Source organism: Psychrobacter sp. NPDC077938 (genome assembly GCF_044542635.1).
Lineage (GTDB): Bacteria > Pseudomonadota > Gammaproteobacteria > Pseudomonadales > Moraxellaceae > Psychrobacter.
The window spans coordinates 108816-133246 of record NZ_JBITUW010000005.1 but is presented as its reverse complement, the minus strand read 5'-3'; the positions used below and the strand labels follow the sequence as shown (position 1 = coordinate 133246).

Below are 24431 nucleotides of genomic sequence, written 5' to 3'. Positions count from 1 at the left end.
TGAATAGAGATATTCTTTGTAACTATAGATTAATGTCCATCATTGCTATCAAACGGAACCGCTGAAATTTAGCTAACAAAAATCGCTTATAGATTCTTATGATGAAGATATTTACTAGACTTATAAGTCTCAAAAATGATATACAGTCATGAGGGGATAAATGTTGACATTTCTAAATGCATTATAAAAATACAAATTGAGTCAGCTTTTTTGATCCTATCAGTCTCTATACATAATCTTGTATAGGGGCGATTTCAGTTTTACATCAACGTTTATAGTCCTTTCGTTTACTCAATATGTTGTAGCGTCGATGTAAATAATTACTATCACCAGTTTTATCCTAAGGAAGAAATACATGAGCATCAGTGAAGCCATCCAAAAAGTCGAAGCACGTTATGCCCATCAGCCTGAATTCATTCAAGCAGTAAAAGAGGTGGCAATTACGATTCAACCTTTATACGATGCGCATCCTGAATATAGTACGTTAAAGGTATTCGAGCGTTTGGTAGAGCCTGATCGGGTATTTGGCTTTCGTATCAATTGGGAAGATGATCAAGGCGTGGTACAAGTCAATCGTGGTTGGCGTGTGCAGTTTTGCAATGCTCTAGGCCCTTACAAAGGCGGTCTTAGATTCCATCCTACCGTCAATCAATCCGTGTTAAAGTTCTTAGGCTTTGAGCAGATTTTTAAAAATGCCTTAACTGGCTTGCCTATTGGCGGCGGTAAAGGTGGGTCAGATTTCGATCCTAAAGGTAAAACAGACAGCGAGATACGTCGTTTTTGCTATGCCTTTATGCGTGAGCTACATCATTACGTGAGCAAAGACATGGATGTGCCTGCTGGTGACATCGGCGTCGGTGGTCGAGAAGTTAGCTATATGTTTGCGATGTATAAGAATTTAACGCGTGAATCAACAGGGGTTATCACTGGCAAAGGCGTGGGCTTTGGTGGCAGCTTGATGCGTACAGAGGCAACTGGCTACGGTGCAGTCTACTTCTTAGAAAACATGCTCATCGCTCAGAACGATACGCTTCAAGGCAAAAGGGTGCTGATATCAGGGGCGGGTAATGTCTCATTGCATGCTGCCGAAAAAGTGAATGCGCTAGGTGGTATGGCAATAACTGTCTCTGATTCACAAGGGACGTTGCATGATGAAAATGGCCTCAATCAAGGAAAAATTGATTGGCTCAAAAAACAAAAGCAGCAAAACAAGCCTTTAGCAGAGTATATTGATGTTTATGGTGGCGAGTGGCTTGCCAAACAGAAACCGTGGCAGTTTGAAGCTGATATTGCGATTCCATGCGCTACTCAAAATGAAGTCAATGAAGCTGATGCCAAATTATTGGTCGAAAATGGCGTGAAGTATGTGGTGGAAGGCGCTAATATGCCGCTCACTGCGGAAGCAATTGATTGTATCCGTTTGCACCGTGTTCATTATGCACCTGGTAAAGCTGCTAATGCGGGCGGGGTAGCAGTATCTGCGCTTGAAATGTCGCAAAACTCTGTACGTCAATATCAAACCTTTGAGCAAGTCGATGAGCGTCTAAAAGGTATTATGAAAGATATCCACGACAGTGCTGCGAATGCTTCAGAACAATATGGTCAAACTGACAATGGGTATATCGACTATATGGCTGGTGCCAATATGGTTGGTTTCAAACGTGTGGCGGATGCGTTGGTCGCTTTTGGTATTTTGAACTAGCCTTACTTATAAGTGTTAAACATGCTCTAGTAGTTGGTTCATACGGACAAATAGCAAAGCCCCAGTCATTAAATGATTGGGGCTTTTTTAATTGAGATAAACAAAGGTAGGTTGATTACAGTGTCTCGCGCCATTGTCCTTGAACCATAATGCCTTGGGTAGGATTTAGTCCCATCTGATAGGCCAAGTCAGCAGGACGAGCGATATCCCATAGCGCTAAATCAGCATCACAGCCCACTTCCACTTTTCCTTTGTTGGACAGCCCTAACGCTTGTGCTGCATAAACGGTTGAGCCTGCCAATACTTCTTCAGGCGTGAGGTAAAATAGCGTACAGCCCATATTCATCGTCAATAACAGCGACGTTAACGGTGAGGTGCCAGGATTACAATCGGTTGAAATCGCCATGGGAACTTGATGTTTACGTAATGCCTCAATCGGTGGCAACTTGGTGTCACGTAGCGTATAAAATGCCCCTGGCAATATCACGGCAACGGTATTGCTAGCCGCCATTTTCTTGATGTCTTCTTCTGACAAGTGCTCTAGATGATCGCTCGATAGGCCTTTATATTCAGCAACTAAGGCACTACCACCTATATCAGACAGCTGCTCAGAGTGCAGTTTGACTGGTAGATTTAATGAGCGAGCTACTTCAAACACTCGTCTGATTTGCTCTGTGCTAAAGGCGATGTTTTCACAGAAACCGTCGACCGCATCGACTAAGCCTTCTGAGTGTAGAATGGGTAGCCACTCGCAGACTTGCTCAATATAGTCATCTGCACGATTTTTATACTCAGGTAGCAAGGCATGAGCCGCCAAATACGTGGTACTTACATGGATGTCGTATTTTTCTCCTAGCTGACGAGCGACCGTGAGCATTTTGCGTTCAGTGTCCAAGTCCAAGCCATAACCTGACTTGATTTCGATACTGGTGACACCTTCTTTCATAAGTGCGATTAAGCGTTTTTCACTTTGGGCAAATAGCGATTCAATACTGGCGGCGCGGGTAGCACTGACCGTCGCGACAATACCGCCGCCTTGTGCAGCAATATCTTGATAACTAACGCCCTGCAATCGCGCTTCGAACTCATTGCTGCGGTTGCCGCCATAGACAATATGCGTATGACAGTCGATAAGCCCTGGAGTTATCCATTTACCATCTACATCTGTGATTTGGCTAGCTTGATATTCAGGCAGATGAGTATAGATTTGATTCTGTTTACCAACCCAAGCGATTTTACCGTCTTTAATACCGATAGCCGCCTTTTCTAACTGACCGTATGGGATGCTATCAGCGTGTTTATTTTCATCATCACTTATCTCAATACCAAAACCATGCTGCGCTGAAAAGGTGGCGATATTGGCGTTAATAATAACGTGATCAAAAGATGTCGTAGTAGATTTGTCGAGCGTCTGTTCTGTAGGGCTTTTCAATACGGAATTCTTTGATTCATTCATAATATGCTCCTGATTTTTGTGAAGTCGATGATCTTTGTTGGCAAGATTTAAGCGCTAAGTAAGTGCTGCTCTACAATAGTGGCCAGTAAGCGAGCAGCGACTTTGCAGCTACGACTGTCAATATCAAAGGTAGGGTTAATCTCAGCAATATCTGCGATTTTTACTTTGCCTGATGCCATAATGGTTTTGACCATACGCTCAACAAAACCAAGATCAATGCCATAAGCAGCTGGGGCACTCACACCAGGCACAACACTAGATGGCAAGCAGTCCATATCGATGGTTAAATATATGATATCGACCTGATCTACAAAGCTTTTAACTTGCTCAGCAAGTGTATCCCAAGGCTGATAATGACAGTCTTCATCACTGATAACCTGTACGCCCAATTGCTCGGCACGATCGAAAAGCGCCGCCGTGTTAGAAAAGCGACTGACGCCAATACAGCAATAATGAAAGGGTTGACCATGTGCGTCAAGATGCTCGGCAATCTGGCGAAATGGTGTCCCAGAAGTCGCTACATCAGACTGACGAATATCAAGATGGGCATCAAAATTAATAATCCCGATAGTAGGCGTGGCATTTGTTTTGCTGGTATTTTCTAAGGCCTGCCATAATCCTAAAAAGCTACCATAAGCAATGGCATGACCACCGCCAAGTCCGATGGGTAATCCACCTTGCTTGACGATTGTACTCACTGCATTGGCATATTTGAGCTGAGCTTGCTCAAGAGAGCTGTCGGCAAAGCCATCATGATCATCACAATGAATGTCGCCAGCATCACCCAACAAGGTTGATAATTGACCATCAAAACGTTGTTGCAATTCAGCGATGACTGGCAGCGTAGCAAAAGCTCGACGAATCAATGGCGGAGCAGCTCTAGCACCTACGCGGCCTTGATTGCGTCTGACGCCTTGATCACACGCAAAACCAACCAACCCAATATATTGAGCCTCATAAGGCTGAGCAAGCTGATACCAATAACGGGCGCGTGCAGTCTCAAACGGCTCTGCGCGTCCTGTCCATTGGGTCATATCAGCAGGGTCGTGGCTAATGTGAGTGGTAGTCGTTGCTGTTCCCGCTATTGTCATCGCCGTTCTCCGCAAATTAATATTTATTTAGACTCATACCAGTTGCTGCGTAGTGACTGCCAGTGTTCAGCAAGCGTACCGTCTAATACTAGCTGCTTGGCTGCTTCGATATCAGGGGCTAGGTAGCGATCTTTGTCATAGAAAGCCACTTTTTCACGTAGTTTTTGATGCGCGACTGTCAACGGCTCTGAGGTGTCTAATCCGCGATGGAAGTCGATGCCTTGACCAGCAGCCAGAAGTTCAATACCAATAATGGTGGCGGTGTTTTGCGCCATCTCGTATAGGCGGCGTGCGCAATAGGTGGCCATAGACACATGGTCTTCTTGGTTGGCAGAAGTCGGGATACTATCGACGCTACCAGGATGGGCGATAGATTTGTTTTCTGAGGCCAGTGCTGCGGCGGTCACATGAGCAATCATAAAGCCTGAGTTGACTCCAGCATTATCAACCAAGAATGGCGGTAAGCCACCAGACAGAGTCGCATCGATCAGCAAGGCCACACGGCGCTCAGACATAGAACCAATCTCGGCGATTGCTAAGGCTAAAATATCCGCGGCAAAAGCCACTGGCTCAGCATGGAAGTTACCACCCGATATGGCGACAGGACCATCTTCGTTATTAAAGATTAGTGGGTTGTCTGTTACCGCATTTGATTCGATGAGTAGCGTTTTTCCTGCTTGGTTGATGATATCGAGACAGGCGCCCATGACCTGAGGCTGACAGCGTAGGCAGTAAGGGTCTTGTACTCTATCGTCTTGCTCGCCGTCATGTGAGGCACGGATAGCACTGCCTTTGATGATTTGACGATGTGCTTTGGCGATTTCGATTTGACCATGATGGCCACGTACTTCGTGAATACGTGCATCAAATGGTGAGTCCGAGCCTTTTGCAGCATCAATCGACAGTGAGCCGACAATGGTCGCAGTCTCAAGCAAGTCACGCGCTAAAAAATAACCACGTAATGCCAGTGCGGTTGAGACTTGCGTACCGTTGATCAGTGCAAGGCCTTCTTTGGCTGCAAGAGTAATAGGCTCAAGTCCATGCTGTGCTAGGGCGTCAGCAGCAGGTACTTTTTTGCCAGCGACAAACACATCACCTTCACCCATCATCGCAAGCGTCATATGTGATAATGGTGCTAGGTCACCAGATGCACCAACTGAACCTTTGGCTGGAATATTGGGTGTGATTTGATTGTTGATTAAGCCAAGTAAACTGTCTACCACTTCGCGGCGTACACCAGAGACACCTTGCGCCAGACTGGCAACTTTCATCACCATAATTAGTCGTACGACGCCTGCAGGGAGAGCTTCACCCGTGCCCACTGAGTGAGAAACGATTAGGTTACGCTGAAGTAGCTCAAGCTGATCATCACTGATACGTGTCTTAGCAAGTAGGCCAAAACCAGTATTGATACCATAAGCGCTTTTGTCTCGTGCAATGATGGTACGTACATCTTCGTGCGAGGCATCTATCGCCTCATAAGCGCTCTCAGGCAGTGTCAATATGACAGGTTGCTCGTAGATATCACGTAGCATCTCAAAGCTAAGCTGGCGAGGATGTAGGGTTAGTTGTTTGATATTGTTCATAGGGGTAATCCTAGTGTTGTAAGTCATATAGTCATTCCACTATAAAAGTATTACAGCGTTAACCTCGCTTGAAGTATCACATATACATCTACACTCGGTTGCCTTGTACTACTTTTAAATTGAATCGATTATATGGGTTATATTATTTTTGTTTAGGGCGTGTCCTCATTTTAAAAATGGTGATAAAAATGAGATAAATTGCCGTCAAACAAGGAAGATAGTGCAGATAATATCGAGATATTGACCAACTATTTGACGATGTTTGGCAAAATTTAGCTGTTTTTAGCCCATTTAGAGGACACTCGTTTAAATTGAGGACACGCCCTAGTATCTTTATTAAAATGAAGTTGTTAAAAGGATTTTAATCAACGAAATATTTATTATTAAGTTTGAATTTTTTAGCCAATCCAATTGAGGTACATAGCCAGATGTCCGAATGCCGCAGCCAATAAAATACTAAGTACAACGCGCTCGAACCAAATGATGACCATTTTGCCAACGGAGACAGGAATCTCGGTCGCAAGCACACACGGAATCATGGCTGAGAAGAACAGCACGCTGCTGATGGAGATGACCCCTGCGACATAGCGTGTCAGAATATCTGCCTCACTTAGCAATAATGCTGGCAAGAACATCTCAGCCAATCCCGCTGACATGCCTTTGGCAGCGACTAGCGGTTCTGGTAGGCCGCCAAGCCATGTAAAGGGATAGAGAAGCAAGCCCAACGCATCGAATACGGGCGTATATTTTGCTAATAGTAATCCTGTTAAGCCGACCGCGATGATAGATGGCACAATGGCGGCTGCCATCGTCAGGCCATCACGAAAGTTAGACCACAAGATTTGTTTGAGGTCAGTGGCACGGCGCGAAGTGGATAATCCCAAGTCAAATGCTGCAGCTAGCCGTGTACCACCTTTATAATCTAAAGCTGGACGTTCGACATGATCATCAAAGAGACTGATAGGCGGAATACGAGCAGTAATCGCAGTAACAATAAAGGTAATTACTAGCGTAGACCAAAAGAACACATTCCAGAACTCCATCAGACCAAGCGTTTTGGCAACAATAACCATAAACGCCGCTGATACAGTCGAAAACCCAGTCGCAATGATAATGGCTTCACGCGCTGAATATTGCTTTTGCAAGTACACACGATTGGTGATGAGCAAACCAATAGAGTAGCTACCGACAAAGGAAGCAACAGCATCAATCGCTGATGAGCCTGGGGTTTTCCAAATAGGTTTCATAATCGGCTGCATGAGCACACCAACCATTTCTAGTAAGCCAAAACCAACCAAGAAGGCCAATATCAGTGCCCCAAGCGGTACAATCATACCGACTGGTAAGGCCAGTTTTTCAAATAGAAACGGCAGCATGTCCTTTTCCATCATAAAGGCAGGCGCTATGTCAGCCACATACATCACTGCCAACATCAGACCGATGATCTTGAAGGTCGTCATAATCATGTGAGTGATATTTTTACGCCATGAGCCATCGATAAATGGCTTACTCACTCCATAGAGCATGAGTAAAAATAATAGCGTCACGGACAAGGTATGCTGCTGAGTGATTAGATAGGTTGCGCCATGATCGAACAAAATCGTGCTTTTCTCGCCAATGGTAAATGGCACAAAAAACATCACTAAACCGATCGCACTGAATACGATCAGCTGTATTAATGCGATAGGGGTTGATAGCAGTTTTTTTGACGATATCGTTGCATTTTCATCGTTCAGATCAGATGCTGTATTTTGTTCAATCATATTATCCTCCTTGATAAAACGCCGATTATGTCCTTATACCCAGCTAAGGCGTATAAAGACAAGGGACAAACTATTTAATCATCGGCAGATTTAGACCATAGTCTTTCGCTGTCTTAATCGCCAGCTCATAACCTGCATCAGCATGACGCATAACGCCTGAACCGCAATCGTTGACTAATACGCGTGACAGTCTTTTGGCTGCTGCATCAGTACCGTCTGCGACGATGACCATGCCGGAGTGCTGCGAGTAGCCCATGCCAACACCACCGCCATGATGTAGTGATACCCAAGTCGCGCCGCCTGCGACATTGAGCATGCCATTCAATAATGCCCAATCAGAGACCGCATCTGAGCCATCTTTCATGCTTTCTGTTTCGCGGTTTGGACTGGCAACAGAACCCGTGTCTAAGTGGTCACGACCAATAACGATCGGGCCTTTTAGCTCGCCGTTTTTGACCATTTCATTGAATGCCAAACCTGCTTTATCACGTTCGCCCAGACCTAACCAACAGATACGAGCAGGCAAGCCCTGAAATTGAATGCGTTCTTTTGCCATATCTAACCAGCGATGGATATGTTTGTTTTCAGGGAATAGCTCTTTGATTTTTTGATCAGTCTTATAGATATCTTCTGGATCACCTGATAACGCTACCCAGCGGAATGGGCCTTTGCCTTGGCAAAATAGCGGACGAATATAAGCAGGGACAAAACCTGGGAAGTTAAAGGCATCTTTGACTCCTTCATCAAACGCCACTTGACGGATATTATTACCGTAATCAGTCGCTGGAATATCCATCGCTTGCAAGTCTAAAATCGCTTGTACATGTACCGCACAAGATTGAGCAGCTGCTTTGGTCAGTGCTGCATGTTGCTCTGGATCTTCTTGTGCGGCTTTCCATTCCTCTACGGTCCAGCCGCTTGGTAGATAGCCATTGATCAAATCATGTGCTGAGGTTTGATCGGTGACCAAATCAGGCTTCATGCCACCAGCGTTAGCACGCTTGACCATCTCAGGTAAGATATCTGTGGCATTGCCAAGTAGGGCGATAGAGACGGCTTCACCAGCGTCCGTATGTTGTTTGATTAACTCATAAGCATGGTCAAGATCGTCTGCTTGCTTGTCGACATAACCCGTGCGCAAACGGAAATCAATACTAGACTGCTGACACTCAATGTTTAACGAAGTCGCACCAGCAAAAGTCGCAGCTAATGGCTGCGCGCCGCCCATACCGCCAAGTCCCGCGGTCAAAATCCAACGACCCGCCCAGCTACCGTCATAATGCTGACGACCTGCTTCCACAAAAGTCTCATACGTACCTTGGACGATGCCTTGCGTACCGATATAAATCCAGCTACCCGCAGTCATTTGACCGTACATAAACAGGTCTTTGCGATCTAACTCGTTGAAGTGCTCCCACGTTGCCCAGCGCGGTACAAGGTTGGAGTTGGCAATCAATACACGTGGTGCGTTTTCATGTGTTTGAAACACGCCGACTGGTTTGCCAGACTGTACTAGCAACGTCTCGTCATCTTCTAACTCTTTTAATGATTCTAAGATTTGATCGTAGCTTTCCCAGTTACGGGCTGCGCGCCCAATACCACCATAAACAACTAGGCTTTTTGGGTTTTCTGCCACATCAGGATGCAGATTGTTTTGCAACATGCGGTAAGGGGCTTCGGTTAGCCAGCTTTTGCAATGTAGCGTGCTACCGGTAGGCGCAGCAATATTACGGCTCTCATCGCGTCGAGTAGGTTTGTTGCTATTGTTATCAGTAGTCATGGTCAAATCCTTGTGAAATCTTTTAAGTCGATTGAGTAATCAAATTGAGTGGTTTACGATCAGTCTAAGAGTGCACTTAACTGCTTGCTAAATGTGCTGAATTATTGATCCTGCCGTAAAATTGTATATACAAATTATCAAAGATGCTTTTTTCATGCAAGGATTTTTTTTCATGAGCTGATTATTTTTGTTATTCACTCAGCCGATTTAGATAACATCGAGTGAGTTGAAAAGCGCCCTAGTTAATACTGAACGCTCAGACATTTTGACTAAGGCTTGCACGGTGGTCTCGTGATATTATGTGGTCATTCCTATTAGCAAAACTGACGGTTAAAGGCGGATATGACAAAGACGATTCCGGCGTATCAACGCATAAAAAACGCCATACTAGACAACATTCATTCTGGTAAGTGGCAGGCAGGCAATGCGATTTCGACAGAAATGGCACTGGCTGAAGAGTTTGGTGTGTCAAGAATGACGGTCAACCGTGCGCTAAAAGAGCTGAGCGAGGAGCGGGTACTGGAGCGTCGGCAAGGGTCGGGCACGTTTGTCGCGCAGCAGCAGTTCAATCATACCTTTGTAGAAGTGCGCAATATTGCACAGGATTTAAAGTCTGCCAATCGTGATTATGAGGCACAGGTCGTGAGTAAGCGTGCTATTACGGCTGATATGCTCGATAATGAGCTGCGTCGTAAGTTTGGTATTAATGAAGGGTCTGTGCCTGTTAACACAAACGCTCAGACAGACGCTAGTGATGAAGCTGTCCTGTATGAAGTAAAAATTATTCATTTTGCTGATGGTCAGCCTATACAGTTTGAAGAACGTTGGGTCGATGCCAAAAAAGTGCCGAAGTTTATCGATCAGGATTTTAGTGTGGTCAATACCAGTGATTATTTAATCGCTAAAAGCCCTCTAGAGAGTGGCAGCTATACCATTCGAGCATTGGCAGCCCCTGATGAGATTGCTGAGTTTTTGCAAATTGCGCCGCAGTCACCAACGCTTGTGTTGCGTCGACAGACCTATTCGGCTGGCCAAGTCGTTACCTTTGTAAAAATGTGGCACGCGGGTGATCGCTATCAGTTCTCAGGCGAGTTGTAGTAGATATAGTCAAGCCTATATAAATCCGCTACATCGTCATCCTCGCTAAGCGTACTCATGTATAACTTGCACTCGGTTTCCGTGTATCGAAATTATATTGAACTGACTATAGCTTACGTATGCTCACTGATTGTGTACGTTTTTCTGTCTAAAGTGAGATACTATATCCATAAGCTGCTATTTAATAAGATAGCAATTGGCGTTAATTAAAGTCATCAGAATATTTGAACAATCGTTAAAAATTAAAATATAATATAGAAACAGTATTGAAAAATAGCCCGAATAGCCTCAAATCGGGCAACCAAAGCCGAATATCATAGAAGAGCTTATATTGTTCTTCTGTGTCGGCTTGTCCTATTTATTAGCACCATATATTTTATTAGCATTATGCGTTTTTACTTTATTCATTCACTCTTATAAGGACGTCTTATGAAACGTCGTACTCTCTTAGCCCTTGCCGCCAGTACTATGTTCCTTGCCGCTTGTGGTCAATCTACTACCAACGAAGCCGATACCAGTGCAACTGACAGCGCTGCAACAGGCGGTTCTGATTTGCTACAACGTATCAACAACGGCGGCACTATCAACGTCGGTACAGAGGGGACTTATCCTCCGTTCACGTATCATGATGAGAGCGGCAAACTAACGGGTTATGATGTTGAAGTAACGCGTGCAGTCGCGGATAAACTAGGCGTAGACGTTGAGTTTAAAGAAACTCAATGGGATGCGATGCTGGCTGGTTTGGATTCAAAACGCTTTGATATGGTGGCTAACCAAGTTAGTCTGACCACGCCTGAGCGTAAAGCAAAATATGACAAAGCGATGGCTTATAGCTGGTCAGGTGCAGTTGTATTGGCACCTACTGATGACAACCGTTACAGCTCGTGGGAAGGTCTAAAAGGCCTACGTACGGCGCAATCACTTAGCAGTAACTACGGTGAGCTTGCAGAGCGTTATGGTGCAGAGATCGTTCCTGTCGATGGTATGGCGCAAGCGATTCAATTAGTGAAGCAGGACCGTGCTGACTTTACGATGAATGACAATCTAGCGGTATTGGATTATCTCAAAAAATTCCCGGATTCTGATCTTGAGATTAAATTAACTGCACCTGCTAGTGAACAAACTGGTTCAGGTCTAGTGCTTATCAAAGGTGATGATGAAGTCGTAGCAAAACTGGATGAAGCAATGGCTGAATTGGCAGCTGAAGGCACACTTACCAAGCTTAGCGAACAGTTCTTTGGTGCTGATATAAGTCAACAAAAATAATGTCAGTTTCTATCATGTCAGCTTCTGTAATGTCTACATCATGGTTCGCGGACTTATTGGCAGTATTGCCATTTATGAGTCCTGATCGAGCGCAGATTGTCATCTCGTCGTTTTGGCCAATGCTCAAAGGCGGTATATATTATTCGATACCGCTGGCATTGATCTCATTTGCGATTGGTATGGCCATTGCACTGACAGTGGCATTGATTCGTATTATTCCGCGTGCCACTTGGTTCCATGAAATCATTTATCGGCTCGCTCGTGTCTATGTGTCCGCCATTCGCGGTACACCGATGCTGGTTCAGCTGTTTATTATTTTTTATGGTCTGCCAAGTGTCGGGGTGAAGCTCGATCCCTTTCCTTCAGCGATTATTGCGTTCTCACTGAACATCGGTGCGTATGCATCGGAGACAGTGCGTGCTTCGATTTTATCGATACCAAAAGGACAGTGGGAAGCAGGCTCGACGGTTGGTTTGACGTATCTACAGACTTTTCGTCATGTGATTTTACCGCAGGCGCTTAGAGTATCGGTGCCGCCGTTGTCCAATACCTTTATCAGTCTGGTAAAAGATACCTCACTTGCTTCATTGGTACTGGTCACTGAGCTGTTCAAACAGGCGCAGATTATCACAGCTCGTAACTATGAGTTTATGCTGGTCTATACAGAAGCGGCAATTATTTATTGGGGTATCTGTCTGTTCTTGACCTTTATCCAAGGCAAGCTTGAAACTAGGTTAGATCGCTATGTGGCAAAATAATTGATGGTTGGATAATTATTAGCCAGATTTTATTAGCTCCGTAGCCATTAGTCATACAAGCGCTTAAGAACAAGCACGCAAGAATAAACAGTCGCAAATAAAGACCAGTACAACAGGAATTTTTATGATCAAAGTCACTAATATTCATAAAGCCTTTGGTGGCAATCAGGTGCTAAAAGGCATCGACTTGACTATCAATAAAGGCAAAGTGGTCGTAATATTAGGACCTTCAGGATCGGGTAAAACCACCTTTTTGCGTTGTTTGAATGCGCTAGAGATTCCTGATCAAGGTGTGATTGCTTTTGATGACGATAGCTTGAGCGTCGACTTTGCGACTAAGCCAAGCAAAAAAACGCTACTAGCCTTACAGCGTAAATCAGGTATGGTATTTCAGTCTTATAACTTGTTTCCACATAAGACAGCCATTGAAAACTTGATGCTTGGGCCTACGGTAGTACAGGGGCAAAGCAAAGCGCAAGCCCGTGAGCAGGCATTGGTACTACTTGAGAAAGTTGGACTGTCGGACAAAGCGGATCTCTATCCGTTCCAGTTATCTGGTGGTCAGCAGCAGCGTATTGGTATTGCCCGTGCGCTTGCTATTGAGCCGTCATTATTACTGTTTGATGAGCCAACCTCTGCACTTGATCCAGAGTTGGTACAAGATGTGCTAGAGACAATGAAGCAGCTCGCCTCTGAAGGTTGGACGATGGTCGTAGTGACTCACGAAATCAACTTTGCTCGTGACGTTGCCGATCATGTTGTACTGATTGAGGATGGTCATGTGGTTGAAGAAGGCAGTGCCAAGCAGCTGTTTGAAGACTCAAAGCATCCTCGTACGCAGGCATTTTTACAACGTATTGAGCAGTAAAAACGTTTGTTTTTGCGTAAGTAATCAAACAAAAAAGCCCCAATCATGATGCTATGGTTGGGGCTTTTTTTATCGAAATAAATGGGACGTATTTTAGGGTCTGTTGAACATTCAAATGTGGTGCTGGCAGTCACTATTTTTTAGACAATATGCAGTGAAATTTTTGACACCTAGTCATTCTAGGTTAAATAATTTCGCCATATATTGGCAGAAAATAGTACTGCCCTGAAAGGCTGATGCTAAAATCACCCCAAACGTTGTTGCAATCCTAGTTAAGGTCTCGACATTATCGTCGGCTTGCGCCTAATTTGGTGCAATTTTAGCAATCAGCAGCCCTAATATTTGAATGTTCAACAGACCCTAACTGAATAGACAGTAATACTATATTTTTTGTCGTTGTTTTAACCAGCGAGGTATGCGAGTGGCAGTACCGTTCAACACAGCATTTAATAAAGCCGCCAGCAAAATAAGCGCCACGCCCAGATATTGAATCCAAGACAAAGATTGATGCAGTAATAGCATCGCGAGCGCAATCGCAGTCAATGGCTCAAAAATCGTAAATACCGATGCACGAGTGGCGGGCAGCTTTTCCAATGCCTTCATATATAGCCCAAATGGCACGACGGTTCCCAGCAGTGACAATCCCAAAACATAGCCCCAAGTCATCAAGGGCAGATCTAATAGCTGCTCATAAGTGTTATAGGTCTCAGGCAAGAGCAGTAGTACGCCAGCACTAATGATAATGGAAGTGAAAAATACCAGAGGGGCAGGGTGAGCGTAATGCATTGCGCGCTTGCCCAATACGCCATATAACGAATAACACATCCCTGCTGATAGACCGAGTAAAATCCCCCAGTTAACTTTCGCTTGCTCACCTAACATCGTCAATCCAACACCAAACACCGCCATTAGTGCTAGCAAAACTGATTTACGAGTGATGGACTCACTCAGTAAGAATTTTGAGAACAATAAGCTAAATACGGGCGCGGTATAGAGTAAGGCGACGGCAGGGCCAGCGCCAACATAACTGACCGCAAAAAAGTAGCAGACAGACATACCAAGGACACCTATCAACGACTGCATCGCCAAACCAAGCCACTGCTTTGGCTGTAATTTGATAAGGTGTGGCCACAGTTTTGGTAGCATGGCTAAGATGATAAAGGCCGCCGTGACAATGCGTAATATCGTTACTTGCCAACCACTAAACCCAATTTGGTTGAGATAGGTCGAGAATATACCCAACGTACCCCAACAAATAGCAGCCGTGATGATTTGAATGGTGCCTAGCCATGATTGATGCGAGTGGTTCGTCATTCCGTTGTCGATGTTTGCCATACTGTTTTCTTCTTACGATCTAAGTGACACAAGATGTTGTAAGATTGCTATTGATACAATCTCTCCAAGCAATACTGAAATAAGAAAAGACAACCTTATTAAAGGCTGTCTTTTGTTTGTTCTTTTGAGTCTATCACTAAAAGATAATAAGTGGCTACTAGGGCGTATGCTAAATTCAATCAATAGTTATTAAAATGGCTAAAAAATGGCTAGCGTTTGCTAAATAACCTAAACAATATCGAATCATTAACTCATATCATATTCATGTTCGCACCATTTTTCCGCTTCTATAGTCGCTGTTAATCAATCCATAAAAAGAATGTTTGCTCTTGGAGAGCATTTCGCTGAATAAAGCACACTTTTTCCACTTGGGTTCTTGGTAGATGATCCGTATCAGCTCCGCAATTTTGTGAGCGCTGTTTTATCCACTGAGTCTGTTCTTTTTTAAGGTCAGCCGCCATATCCTCACCGTACAAGCGTCTGACTTCATTTCGCGTTACTCTGTAGCTTTCATTCAATGCTTTATCAGACGTATTATATATCTGATCAATCAGAGCAGCTTGTGATGCTAATGGCAGATAAGTCGCGTTTTCTTTGTAGGTGGCACTATAGGTATCGACTGTCCATTTACTTCTTATAGATATCTCATGGTTCGATGTATCTATAAACCCCTCAAAATCTTCGCCTTCAAAGATATAACCCTGAAATCGACACGGGGTCATGCCATCTTTACATAAGCTATGCTTGGTTTGCGCAGAGTAGTATTTGACAGCATAGGGCGACTTACTAGGTCCTTGTGTTGTCTGCAATAGCCGTCCTAAATCGGGAGCGACTAGCAGCATATTGTTGCAAGTAACACTTCCTTCTGCACAGCTCTCATAAAGGTTAAGACGTTGACCTTGGATGTCCATACCCATTGTAAAGTTTGCCTGTACAGGTGCTACAGCCGAACTGACAGAGGTCACTAGCATTAGGCTCAAGAGCAACGCAGTACGTCTAAGTAAGTTGGATGTATTTAGGCTTGAGCTAGACATGGAGACGGACATATAGGTTTATACCTGCAGCAAAAAATTACTCAGCAATCGCTTAGCGCCTTCAGTGGCAAACGACTCAGGATGAAACTGTACGCCTTGGATTGGGTACTCTTTGTGCGCCAGTCCCATAATCTCATCACCAGTCAATGCTGACTCAGCAAAGCTCAATTCAGCACGGCTGTCATTAGCGACTACTGAGGTAATTGTCAGACAGCTTGGTATAGTGTCGGCTTTTACCACCAGTGAGTGATAGCGCATGATCTCAAGCTCTTGTGGTAAACCTTGATAGATACCTGAGTTATCATGGCGAATTGATGAGACTTTGCCATGCATCGGCACACTGGCGCGTACCACGTCACCACCAAATACATGAGCAATGCCTTGCATACCCAAGCAAACGCCTAATAGCGGCACAGTTTTGCCCAGTGTCTCGATCACCTCTGCACAGATGCCAAAGTACGCCGGATCGTCAGGGGAGCCAGGGCCAGGCGAAATGATAATTCTATCAAGATTCATCGCTTCTACATCTGCTAAGGTTATTTCGTTATTGCGCTTAACGATGACGCTAGCTTCTTTATTACTGTCTAAGGTTTGGAGAATCTCGCCCACATACTGGTAGAGATTGAAGGTAAACGAGTCGTAGTTATCGATAATTAAAACATTCATGGGTCATAAACTCTTTTGTAAAAATAGTGCTAGGTAAAATATGGTCAATTTATGCGGTATGTTTGGCTTCAATTATGATTGCATAAAGCTATCTAACACGACTTTCATCGCCGACAGTTTACGCTGAATCTCTAAGTATTCATCTGCTGGGTTGGAGTCGTAAACGTTACCACCACAAGTTTGAGCGTAGGCAGACTCGCCATTGATAAAGAGGCTGCGAATTGGAATGGCAAAGATACAATCACCATTAAAATTGAACGAGCCTAATGCACCACCGTAAGCACCGCGACCATCCGGCTCTAGCTCATTAATCACTTTAATGGCTTCTACTTTAGGTGCGCCTGATAGCGTACCAGCAGGGAAATTGCTAGCAAGGGCACTAAACATATCTTCGTTAGGATGCAGGATACCAACGATCTCAGAAGAAATATGCTGCACGTGAGAGAAGCGTTTGATATCCATCAAGCTACGTACTTTTACCGTACCAAATCGTGCCACACGGCCAATATCATTGCGATGCAAATCGACTAGCATATTGTGCTCGGCAATCTCTTTGGCATCGTTGAGCAAGGCGCGGGCAAGCTGACGATCCTCTATCACATCGACGCCGCGTTTGGCAGTGCCTGCGAGTGGATAAGTTTCCATTTCACCCTGACGCAAGCGGAATAGCAGCTCAGGAGAAGCGCCAATGATGCACTGCTGCGCAAATTTCATAAAATACATGTGCGGTGATGGGTTGACGGCACGCAGCTTTTCATAAATCGGCATTTTGTCACCGGCAATACGGTATTTAGATTTAAAGCCTACTTCGCACTGAAAGATACGCCCAGCGATGATGTCTTCTTTAACTTGCATGACGACATTGGCATGCTCTTCTTGGCTCATACCATCACCTAAAAATTCAACTTTAGGCGCTTCATAACTAGGCGTTGGCTCATCAAGCAGAGCCTTGATTTGCTCGATACGGTTTTCTTGCTGAGCAGTTGGGTAATAAAAATAAAAGATTTCCCCAGTCATTTTATCTAGGGTCAATCCATCTAGATACACGCCAAACTTAAACGGTTCAAAGTCTTCACTGGCCTTTGCATTGAGGCTAGGTTCAAAGAAGTTCACGCAGTCATAACCCAAATACCCGACCAAACCACCGCTTTGATCACGGGCAATAACATGCTGCGGCGTTATGTCACGCAGCAGTTGATAAGGGTTGTCGGTTTGATAATGGCTTTTCTCAGCAGTTTTATTATCGGTAATCGCAAGCGTGTTGCGATCTAATGCTGCGATAGTCGTCACAGGATCAAAGCCGATCGCATGATGGCGCGAGATATGGCTGTCTTCACCCAATGATTCGAGCAAATAGCAGGTATCAAACGCGCTTTCGATACGTTTGAATAATGCAAAAAAATCGATATCTTGCGTCAGTTTGATGCGTTGTGGTTTGCTCGGAATATCGATAGGAGCAGGCTTGGTCTGTATGCGAGTACTAGAGGTCATAACAAAGTCCGAAATGGTTCAAATATGCGTTGATTAATAAGTGTCGATTAATAAGCGTGAGAGTCGTCAGTAAAAAGCTAGATAGTATCGTCGTCAGAGGCTAAGAGCGGTCTCTATGAGTGGCCAGTAACGCGCTGACATCATGGCTTTGCTTGGCCTTGGCACCGCGAGAGACAGTGGCGATACCAACACCTAGCTGCTCAGAGATATCACGCTGAGTGATGCCACGATCTAGCAAGTCAAAAATGCGAATACGATTGGCAATGTCATGCTGTTCTTTATCGGTCAGCAGGGCACTGAGCAGCTTTTCGATATCTGCGCTATCAGTACAGTTGGTCAAATGTTTCACTAAGCTCTGATAAGGATCGGTAGTCATAATAGGTAATCTTAGCCAAAGAAAATAGATAGCTCGTTTATTGAGCAATTTTTCGCTGAGAACTATCTTGTTTCAGTATTCTAGTACAGTAGTACAAGAAAAACAAGTGATGAGCTAAGTTAATATCAGACTACTATAGAAGTGATAAGCGCCTACGCCTGACTATATATAGCCTTAATACATAGCCAGAATAATATTGAATGATAATTTTATAACCAGTATCGAAGCATTTTTGCACTCTCTCAGCATATTCAGGGCTAAAACAGAGAATTTATTATATTAATTATTGCCAAAGTGTTAATACTTCGTTATTATGCCTCTCATTATTTAAACGCAAATCATTATCATTAACATTAATCATGTTATTCGCATGATGAGTTAAGCGTTTTCAGGATATTCCATCTTCTGGTAGGCGCTATTTCAAGGGTTTTCGATGATAGCCCTTAAAAATAATTCTAAAAATTCTAATTTCTGACAGTAATCAAAGTGAGTAAATGTGTTATGCGCGAAGTAAAGTTATCTAGTCAATTGACAGTATTGTCTATCGGTGTTGCCGCTGTATTGTGGACACAAGCTGCCAGTGCCGCAACGGCAGCAGATATGCCAAATACGACATTACAGACTATCACTGTAACAGCGAATAGCTCAGTACGTGACGCTGTACAAGAAGACTCTGTCTACATAGATGACTACACCCCAGCTGCACAAGCCAGCCATTTGAGCGATTTTCTGGACGTTGTACCAGGGGTAAGCGTGGGCGGTACTTCATCGGTTAACCAACGTATTCGTGTACGCGGTCTTGATGATACCAATCTAAAAGTCACGATTGATGGCGCACGTCAAGAAGGCGCGTTGTTCTACCATATGGGTGACGTCACTATTGATCCAGATCTGCTAAAACAAGCAGAAGTATCAGTGGGCAATAACTCAGTGACGCTAGGCAATGATGCCATCGGCGGTGCGGTTGCTTTTGAGACAGTCGACGCGGCAGATTTACTCAAGCCAGGTCAAAAGGTAGGTGCTAAGCTGCATACAGGTTATGCTAGCAACAATGATGAACTGCTAACTTCTGCCACTGTGTATGGTGCGCCAACAGAAAATATTGATTTACTGGCTTATTATGGCAAACGCAATGCGGACGCTGGTGAAGACGGTAAAGGCCGTAAAATCCAAACGGAAGACAGCGAAGGCGAAAACATCCTATTAAAAGCTGGTGCTTATGTCGGTAGTGATCATCATGTAGGCGCTAGCTTTAGCCGTACCGAAAACAAAGGCAAATTCCCATTACGTCCAGATTTTCCTGCTGGTGGCTGGAACCCAATCATCCCGCAGGAAGTCAAACGTGATACCTATGCGCTTGACTATGCTTACAACCCTGCCAACCAATTGGTTAATGTAGACGCTAATGTATATCAGACTAGCACGCAGATTTTGCGTAACTCTGATGGCGAACCTGGGTTTGAGTTTGATGCAGAAGTCCAAACCACAGGCGCAAAAGTACAAAACACCAGTATCGTCGATAGCAGTATCATCAATGGTGTGCCAGGGGTTCATAAGTTAATCGCTGGGGTTGAGCATTACAAAAAAGAATCTGAGATGACACGTGACTTTGGTAATGCGAGCACCGATGAAGCAACCAATACTTCAGTGTATCTAGAAGACCAATGGCAAATGGGTAAGCTTAGCTTAACGCCAGGCGTCCGCTATGACCGTTATGAGTCTCCAGAGTATGTATCGGCTGGCAAAACTTATGACAATGTCGTTGGCGCATTGGCTGCGAGCTATGAGATTGCACCGCGTACCCAAATATTTGCGAGCTATACGCAGTTATTTAATGGTCCAGATCTTAGCCAAACGATTTTTAACACCGATGGCGCTGATACGTATGTAAACAATGACCTAAAAGCAGAAGAAGGTGACAATGCAGAAGTCGGTATTGCTACAACGCTGCGTGGTCTGACTACGGCTGATGACTCTTTAAAATTAAGTGCTAAATACTTTGAAACCAATATCGAAAACTATATTGAGTTTGTACGTGCGGGTGGTAGTAGGACTGGCATGAATTGCACAACTGGGCAACTAGGTACAAGTGCTGCCCCTGAAGCCTGCCAAGGTGTCATTAACAATGACGAAGATTTCAAAATCAAAGGTGTAGAGCTATCGGCCGACTATCGCGCAGATAACTTCAACATGGGTCTAAGCTATGCTCGTGCGCGTAGCAAAGGCGAAGATACGGGTTACAATATCTCTTCTGTCAGTGGTAGTGGATCTGAGTCTGGCGATAAGTACATGGTCAACTTGGGTTACGCTCCAACCAATACTACTGAGCTTGGCTGGCGCAGTACTTATGTGGCCGATGTGACACCGAATACCGCTGGTGATGACAACGAAAAACCAGGCTATGACGTACACGATATCTTTATGACTTATACGCCAACTCAAATCGAAGGTCTAAAGGCCACACTAGGTGTATACAATATCTTTGATGAGACTTATGCAAGCCATGCATCACGCAACTCTATCGATGATGCCTATACTGATTTTGAGATGGGACGTAATATCAAAACATCTTTAACTTATCAGTTCTAATCTAGCTTATCGAATTTAAGTCTAATCGTAATTATAAAGTCAGCTGTCTTACACGAGAGCTGGCTTTTTATTGCCTACTAGCTTTTACATTGGCTGTAACAGCAATGACGTGCCAACTGATAAGTACCTACTAAAACAATATATGATAAAGAACCAACACTAATGATTTCACTCAATCCTCGTCAAGCTTGCCTATGGCTCCATCGTTATACTGGGCTTGCCATGGCAGCTTTTTTAATTATCACTGGTATTACTGGCACATTATTGGCATTTCATGACGAGCTAGACGATGTCTTCAACCATAAACTGGCTCAGGTTGAGAAACAAAACGCATCACATTTGCCTATTGCCGAGCTTCATGACAAGGTCATCAGTGCGTACCCTCAATATGCTTTTTCTAGCATGCCAACCTCGATAGCAGCAGAGAGGTCGGCTGTATTTTCGGTAGATAGAGCACGAGGAAAAGCCGCCCAAAACCAACCAAAAGCACCGTTTCAACAAGTTTATGTCCACCCTTATACTGGCGATATCATTGGTACTCGTGATAGAGATGAGTGGGCATGGCGCAACACCATGTGGAAAGTGTTTTGGTTGCATCGCGATTTATTACTGGGTGATATTGGAAAATTGCTACTAGGGATTGTCGCGCTCGTGTGGACGATTAATTGCTTTATTGGCTTTTACTTAACGTTTCCTAGAGCGATCAAGAAAAAAGCACAGAACCAAACCTCGCCTAAAAAACGTGCCTCATTTTTTAAACGCTGGTTACCAGCGTGGAAAATCCGTACTAAAAGTAATATGTTTAAATTGAATTATGATCTACACCATGCCTTTGGGCTATGGTTATGGATCATGCTGTTTGTCATTGCGTGGTCGAGTGTTGGTTTTAACCTAAGAGAGGTCTATCAACCTGTGATGCACGCTGTCGTAGGACTCGAGGAAAGAGGTGAAAGACAGGAGAAATCAAGAAAGCCATCAGAAAAAGCGGAGCAGGCGTCTGGTGCAGAAACAGCGAATAGGGTTAAGGCTGTAAACAATGAAGATGTCGATGTCGAGGCTGTTGATGTGGTAAACAAAGCCAATAGCATTGCTTATTTAAGTCAGCAGGCAAACATCGCTGCCCAAAGCAAGGACATGATAGTACGGGAGTTTTTAGGCATACGCTGGATTGAAGATGAGGGTCAATGGCAGCTGCGCTTTAAGACAGATAAGGACATTGGTAAAAAAGGCGGTGCATCATCCATCACAGTCAATGCAAAAACGGGTAGCGTTGAACAGGTGAGTTTTGGCTATCAAAACTCATCATTTGGTAGCAAAACAAACAATTGGTTGATGACTTTACATATGGGTCATATTGGCCATGGCATCGGTCACTTACTGTATCAAATATTTTTAGCACTGGTAGGTTTGGCGGTGACAGTGTTGTCCATTACCGGCGTCTATTTATGGTGGAAAGGTCGACAGCAACGACTTAAAGCAGCGCAAAAACTTAAATAGATATTAAGACATAAAACTAATGTGCTCAGTATAGTGCCAATATATTGCTAGTACCAATGTGCTGGCACTATATTGAGTTTTTTATTGCGTACTTGAGTCTAACCAGTCATTAAACCGTATCAACAATCACTGGACGACCCTGATGACTTAGGACAGTGACATCGACGTTGTATAAATCTTTCATCGTCTCTTTAGTAATAACATCAGCAGGGCGACCAACAGCCGTCACTTCTCCTGCTTTCATCGTAACTACAGTATCCGCAAACTGTGCCGCTTGGTTGATATCATGCAGGACTATTACCACGGTTTTTTGCTGATTGTGGCTAAGCTGACGTAGCTCACGCATCAGCCGACCAGCATGATACATATCTAGGTTGTTCAGTGGCTCATCGAGCAATAGATAGGGTGTATCTTGGCAGACAATCATGGCGATCAGCACGCGCTGACGCTGTCCACCTGATAGCGTTGACAAGAAACGCTCGGCAAGTGGCTCAAGCTCAAAGCGTTCGAGGATTTCCTGTACTTTTTGCTGATCGTCTGCGGTTGGTTGCCCTTGATGATAAGGATAACGACCAAACATCAGCAGTTCATGTACGCGTAGGCGTCCTTGCACATGATTGTCTTGCCCAAGCATCGCGACCGTCTTGGCCAGTGTTCGCGCCTGACAGCTGACAATATCACGTTCCTCATTATTTACAGCGAAGCTCACCTGCCCAGATTGTAGCGGCTGCAAGCGAGCCATAACAGAAAACAACGTAGACTTCCCAGCGCCATTAGGCCCAATCAAAGCAATCACCTGCGCCGTTGGTAGGGACAACGTAATGTCATGCAAGATTTGTTGTTTGCCAATATGGTGAGAGATATTATTCAGTTTAATCATAGTCAGTCTTATTTAAAAAAGTCTTAGGGTTTTCTCTATCAACAGCATCAGCTAAATAAACAATGTCGGCTAAGTAATCATAAAGAACGACGTTGAGACATAAATATCAATGCTAAGAACATCAATCCACCCGCCAGCTCTATCACCACTGACAATACGCCTGCCATATCTAGCACTTGCTCAAAGATAGTCTGACCCAGTACTAAGCAAATCATAGCGACCAAGCTGACCAATATCAGCCGCTCAGTGTGATACATATGTCGCGCGATACGATTGGTCAATGCGCAAACCAATAGACCAAAGAAAGTCACTGGACCGACCAGTGCAGTGGCCGTGGCAACCAATACAGCGATGACAGTTAATAGACCAAATGCCAGACGCTGATAGTTGATACCAAGGTTGACGGCCTGTGCTTGTCCGAGCATCAACACATCGCATTGGTAACGCCAGCGCCACACAAATATCGCAGTGATGGCACAGATAAATAAGCTGATACCTAGTAGCTGAGGGTTGACTGTGTTGAACTGCGCGTAGCTAGCAGACTGTACAACCACAAAATCATCAGGATTAATCAGCCGTCCAATGAGTGCTGATAAGCTGCGAAATAACACACCAAAGATAACGCCCACCAATATTAGCCGTGTCAGATCCTGACTGCTTTTAGAAAATAATAACTTAAACAATAATAAAGATGCCCCAAACATCAGGACAATCTCTAGCGTGAATTTGGCAATAGGATCGAGACTGGTAAAGCTAATCGCGCCTAAAAAGAAAACCAGTAAGCTCTGCAACAGAACATAGAGTGAATCAAATCCGAGTAGGGAGGGCGTTAGAATTGGATTGTGAGTCAACGTCTGAAATAGTAACGTCGACACGCCAATCGCATAGCCAACCACCATCAGTGCCAGCAGTTTTTTGCCGCGTAATGGTAGCGCAAAGTCCCAATAGCCATTGACATTGAGTGTCATAAACAAGGTCATCGAGATAATTAGAATAATAGCTGCTATAGATTTTGGATGCGCAGCTATCCATGTCCAAAGCTTTGCCAAATGACCTTGTGCAGCGACTGAATACTGACCATCTGCTGAAGATGAGTTATCTATCGCTGTGCTAGTGTTTGTAGCATCAGTCTTGGTGGAAGTAAGCTTAGTTGATGAGAACATACAAAAATCCTATGGTGCCAAGCTTATCTAAT

The 24431-nt window shown here is 44.3% G+C and carries 19 protein-coding genes; 7 read left to right on the top strand and 12 right to left on the bottom strand.

The features are described from left to right. Positions 1-355 precede the first annotated feature (355 nt). Positions 356-1702: an NADP-specific glutamate dehydrogenase gene (gene gdhA, locus ACIGBM_RS09930; protein WP_397477639.1), complete on the top strand. Its 1347-nt coding sequence runs from the start codon at positions 356-358 to the stop codon at positions 1700-1702. 115 nt (positions 1703-1817) lie between these two features. On the opposite strand, the gene hutI is transcribed toward gdhA, so the two are convergent. The 5 genes from hutI to hutU form a co-directional block, all read right to left on the bottom strand. After that, a complete protein-coding gene (gene hutI, locus ACIGBM_RS09925; RefSeq protein WP_397477638.1) occupies positions 1818-3158 on the bottom strand; it encodes an imidazolonepropionase in 1341 nt (446 codons plus the stop codon). Between the two features lie 47 nt (positions 3159-3205). Then, entirely contained in the window at positions 3206-4249 is a 1044-nt protein-coding gene (gene hutG, locus ACIGBM_RS09920) for a formimidoylglutamase (protein WP_397477637.1), read from the bottom strand. A gap of 23 nt (positions 4250-4272) precedes the next feature. Next, the gene (gene hutH / locus ACIGBM_RS09915; RefSeq protein ID WP_397477636.1) at positions 4273-5835 is read right to left on the bottom strand and encodes a histidine ammonia-lyase; all 1563 of its coding nucleotides are present in this window, start codon (positions 5833-5835) and stop codon (positions 4273-4275) included. A gap of 398 nt (positions 5836-6233) precedes the next feature. Continuing rightward, entirely contained in the window at positions 6234-7598 is a 1365-nt protein-coding gene (locus ACIGBM_RS09910) for a YjiH family protein (protein WP_394124921.1), read from the bottom strand. 70 nt (positions 7599-7668) lie between these two features. Further along, the gene (hutU, locus tag ACIGBM_RS09905) at positions 7669-9378 is read right to left on the bottom strand and encodes a urocanate hydratase (protein ID WP_397477635.1); all 1710 of its coding nucleotides are present in this window, start codon (positions 9376-9378) and stop codon (positions 7669-7671) included. A 342-nt stretch (positions 9379-9720) separates the two neighbouring features. Between hutU and ACIGBM_RS09900 the strand changes: the two genes are divergently transcribed. From ACIGBM_RS09900 to ACIGBM_RS09885, 4 genes are all read left to right on the top strand, one after another. Further along, complete coding sequence (locus ACIGBM_RS09900) at positions 9721-10476, top strand: UTRA domain-containing protein (RefSeq protein WP_296208479.1); 756 nt, start codon at positions 9721-9723, stop codon at positions 10474-10476. A gap of 429 nt (positions 10477-10905) precedes the next feature. Then, a complete protein-coding gene (locus ACIGBM_RS09895) occupies positions 10906-11742 on the top strand; it encodes an amino acid ABC transporter substrate-binding protein (RefSeq protein WP_296208476.1) in 837 nt (278 codons plus the stop codon). A 74-nt stretch (positions 11743-11816) separates the two neighbouring features. Beyond that, a complete protein-coding gene (locus tag ACIGBM_RS09890; protein WP_179797881.1) occupies positions 11817-12500 on the top strand; it encodes an amino acid ABC transporter permease in 684 nt (227 codons plus the stop codon). A gap of 124 nt (positions 12501-12624) precedes the next feature. Next, positions 12625-13368 carry an amino acid ABC transporter ATP-binding protein gene (locus tag ACIGBM_RS09885; RefSeq protein WP_057761251.1) on the top strand — a complete coding sequence of 248 codons (744 nt, stop codon included), beginning with the start codon at positions 12625-12627 and terminating at the stop codon, positions 13366-13368. Positions 13369-13749: 381 nt separating this feature from the next. On the opposite strand, the gene ACIGBM_RS09880 is transcribed toward ACIGBM_RS09885, so the two are convergent. From ACIGBM_RS09880 to ACIGBM_RS09860, 5 genes are all read right to left on the bottom strand, one after another. Continuing rightward, a complete protein-coding gene (locus tag ACIGBM_RS09880) occupies positions 13750-14703 on the bottom strand; it encodes a DMT family transporter (RefSeq protein ID WP_296208474.1) in 954 nt (317 codons plus the stop codon). A gap of 299 nt (positions 14704-15002) precedes the next feature. Then, positions 15003-15737: a lysozyme inhibitor LprI family protein gene (locus ACIGBM_RS09875; RefSeq protein WP_397477634.1), complete on the bottom strand. Its 735-nt coding sequence runs from the start codon at positions 15735-15737 to the stop codon at positions 15003-15005. Positions 15738-15755: 18 nt separating this feature from the next. Then, positions 15756-16403, bottom strand: coding sequence for an anthranilate synthase component II (locus ACIGBM_RS09870; protein WP_394124925.1), 648 nt, complete (start codon positions 16401-16403; stop codon positions 15756-15758). Positions 16404-16475: 72 nt separating this feature from the next. Further along, positions 16476-17894, bottom strand: coding sequence for an anthranilate synthase component I family protein (locus ACIGBM_RS09865; protein ID WP_397477633.1), 1419 nt, complete (start codon positions 17892-17894; stop codon positions 16476-16478). Between the two features lie 100 nt (positions 17895-17994). Next, positions 17995-18270, bottom strand: coding sequence for a Trp family transcriptional regulator (locus tag ACIGBM_RS09860; RefSeq protein WP_057761242.1), 276 nt, complete (start codon positions 18268-18270; stop codon positions 17995-17997). A gap of 501 nt (positions 18271-18771) precedes the next feature. Between ACIGBM_RS09860 and ACIGBM_RS09855 the strand changes: the two genes are divergently transcribed. Beyond that, entirely contained in the window at positions 18772-20859 is a 2088-nt protein-coding gene (locus tag ACIGBM_RS09855) for a TonB-dependent receptor domain-containing protein (RefSeq protein WP_397477632.1), read from the top strand. 162 nt (positions 20860-21021) lie between these two features. Continuing rightward, a complete protein-coding gene (locus tag ACIGBM_RS09850; protein WP_397477631.1) occupies positions 21022-22356 on the top strand; it encodes a PepSY-associated TM helix domain-containing protein in 1335 nt (444 codons plus the stop codon). 109 nt (positions 22357-22465) lie between these two features. On the opposite strand, the gene ACIGBM_RS09845 is transcribed toward ACIGBM_RS09850, so the two are convergent. Both ACIGBM_RS09845 and ACIGBM_RS09840 read right to left on the bottom strand, forming a co-directional pair. Beyond that, on the bottom strand, positions 22466-23236 hold the full coding sequence (locus ACIGBM_RS09845; protein WP_397477630.1) for an ABC transporter ATP-binding protein: 771 nt from the start codon (positions 23234-23236) through the stop codon (positions 22466-22468). A gap of 77 nt (positions 23237-23313) precedes the next feature. Continuing rightward, a complete protein-coding gene (locus ACIGBM_RS09840; protein WP_397477629.1) occupies positions 23314-24399 on the bottom strand; it encodes an iron chelate uptake ABC transporter family permease subunit in 1086 nt (361 codons plus the stop codon). Positions 24400-24431 lie beyond the last annotated feature (32 nt).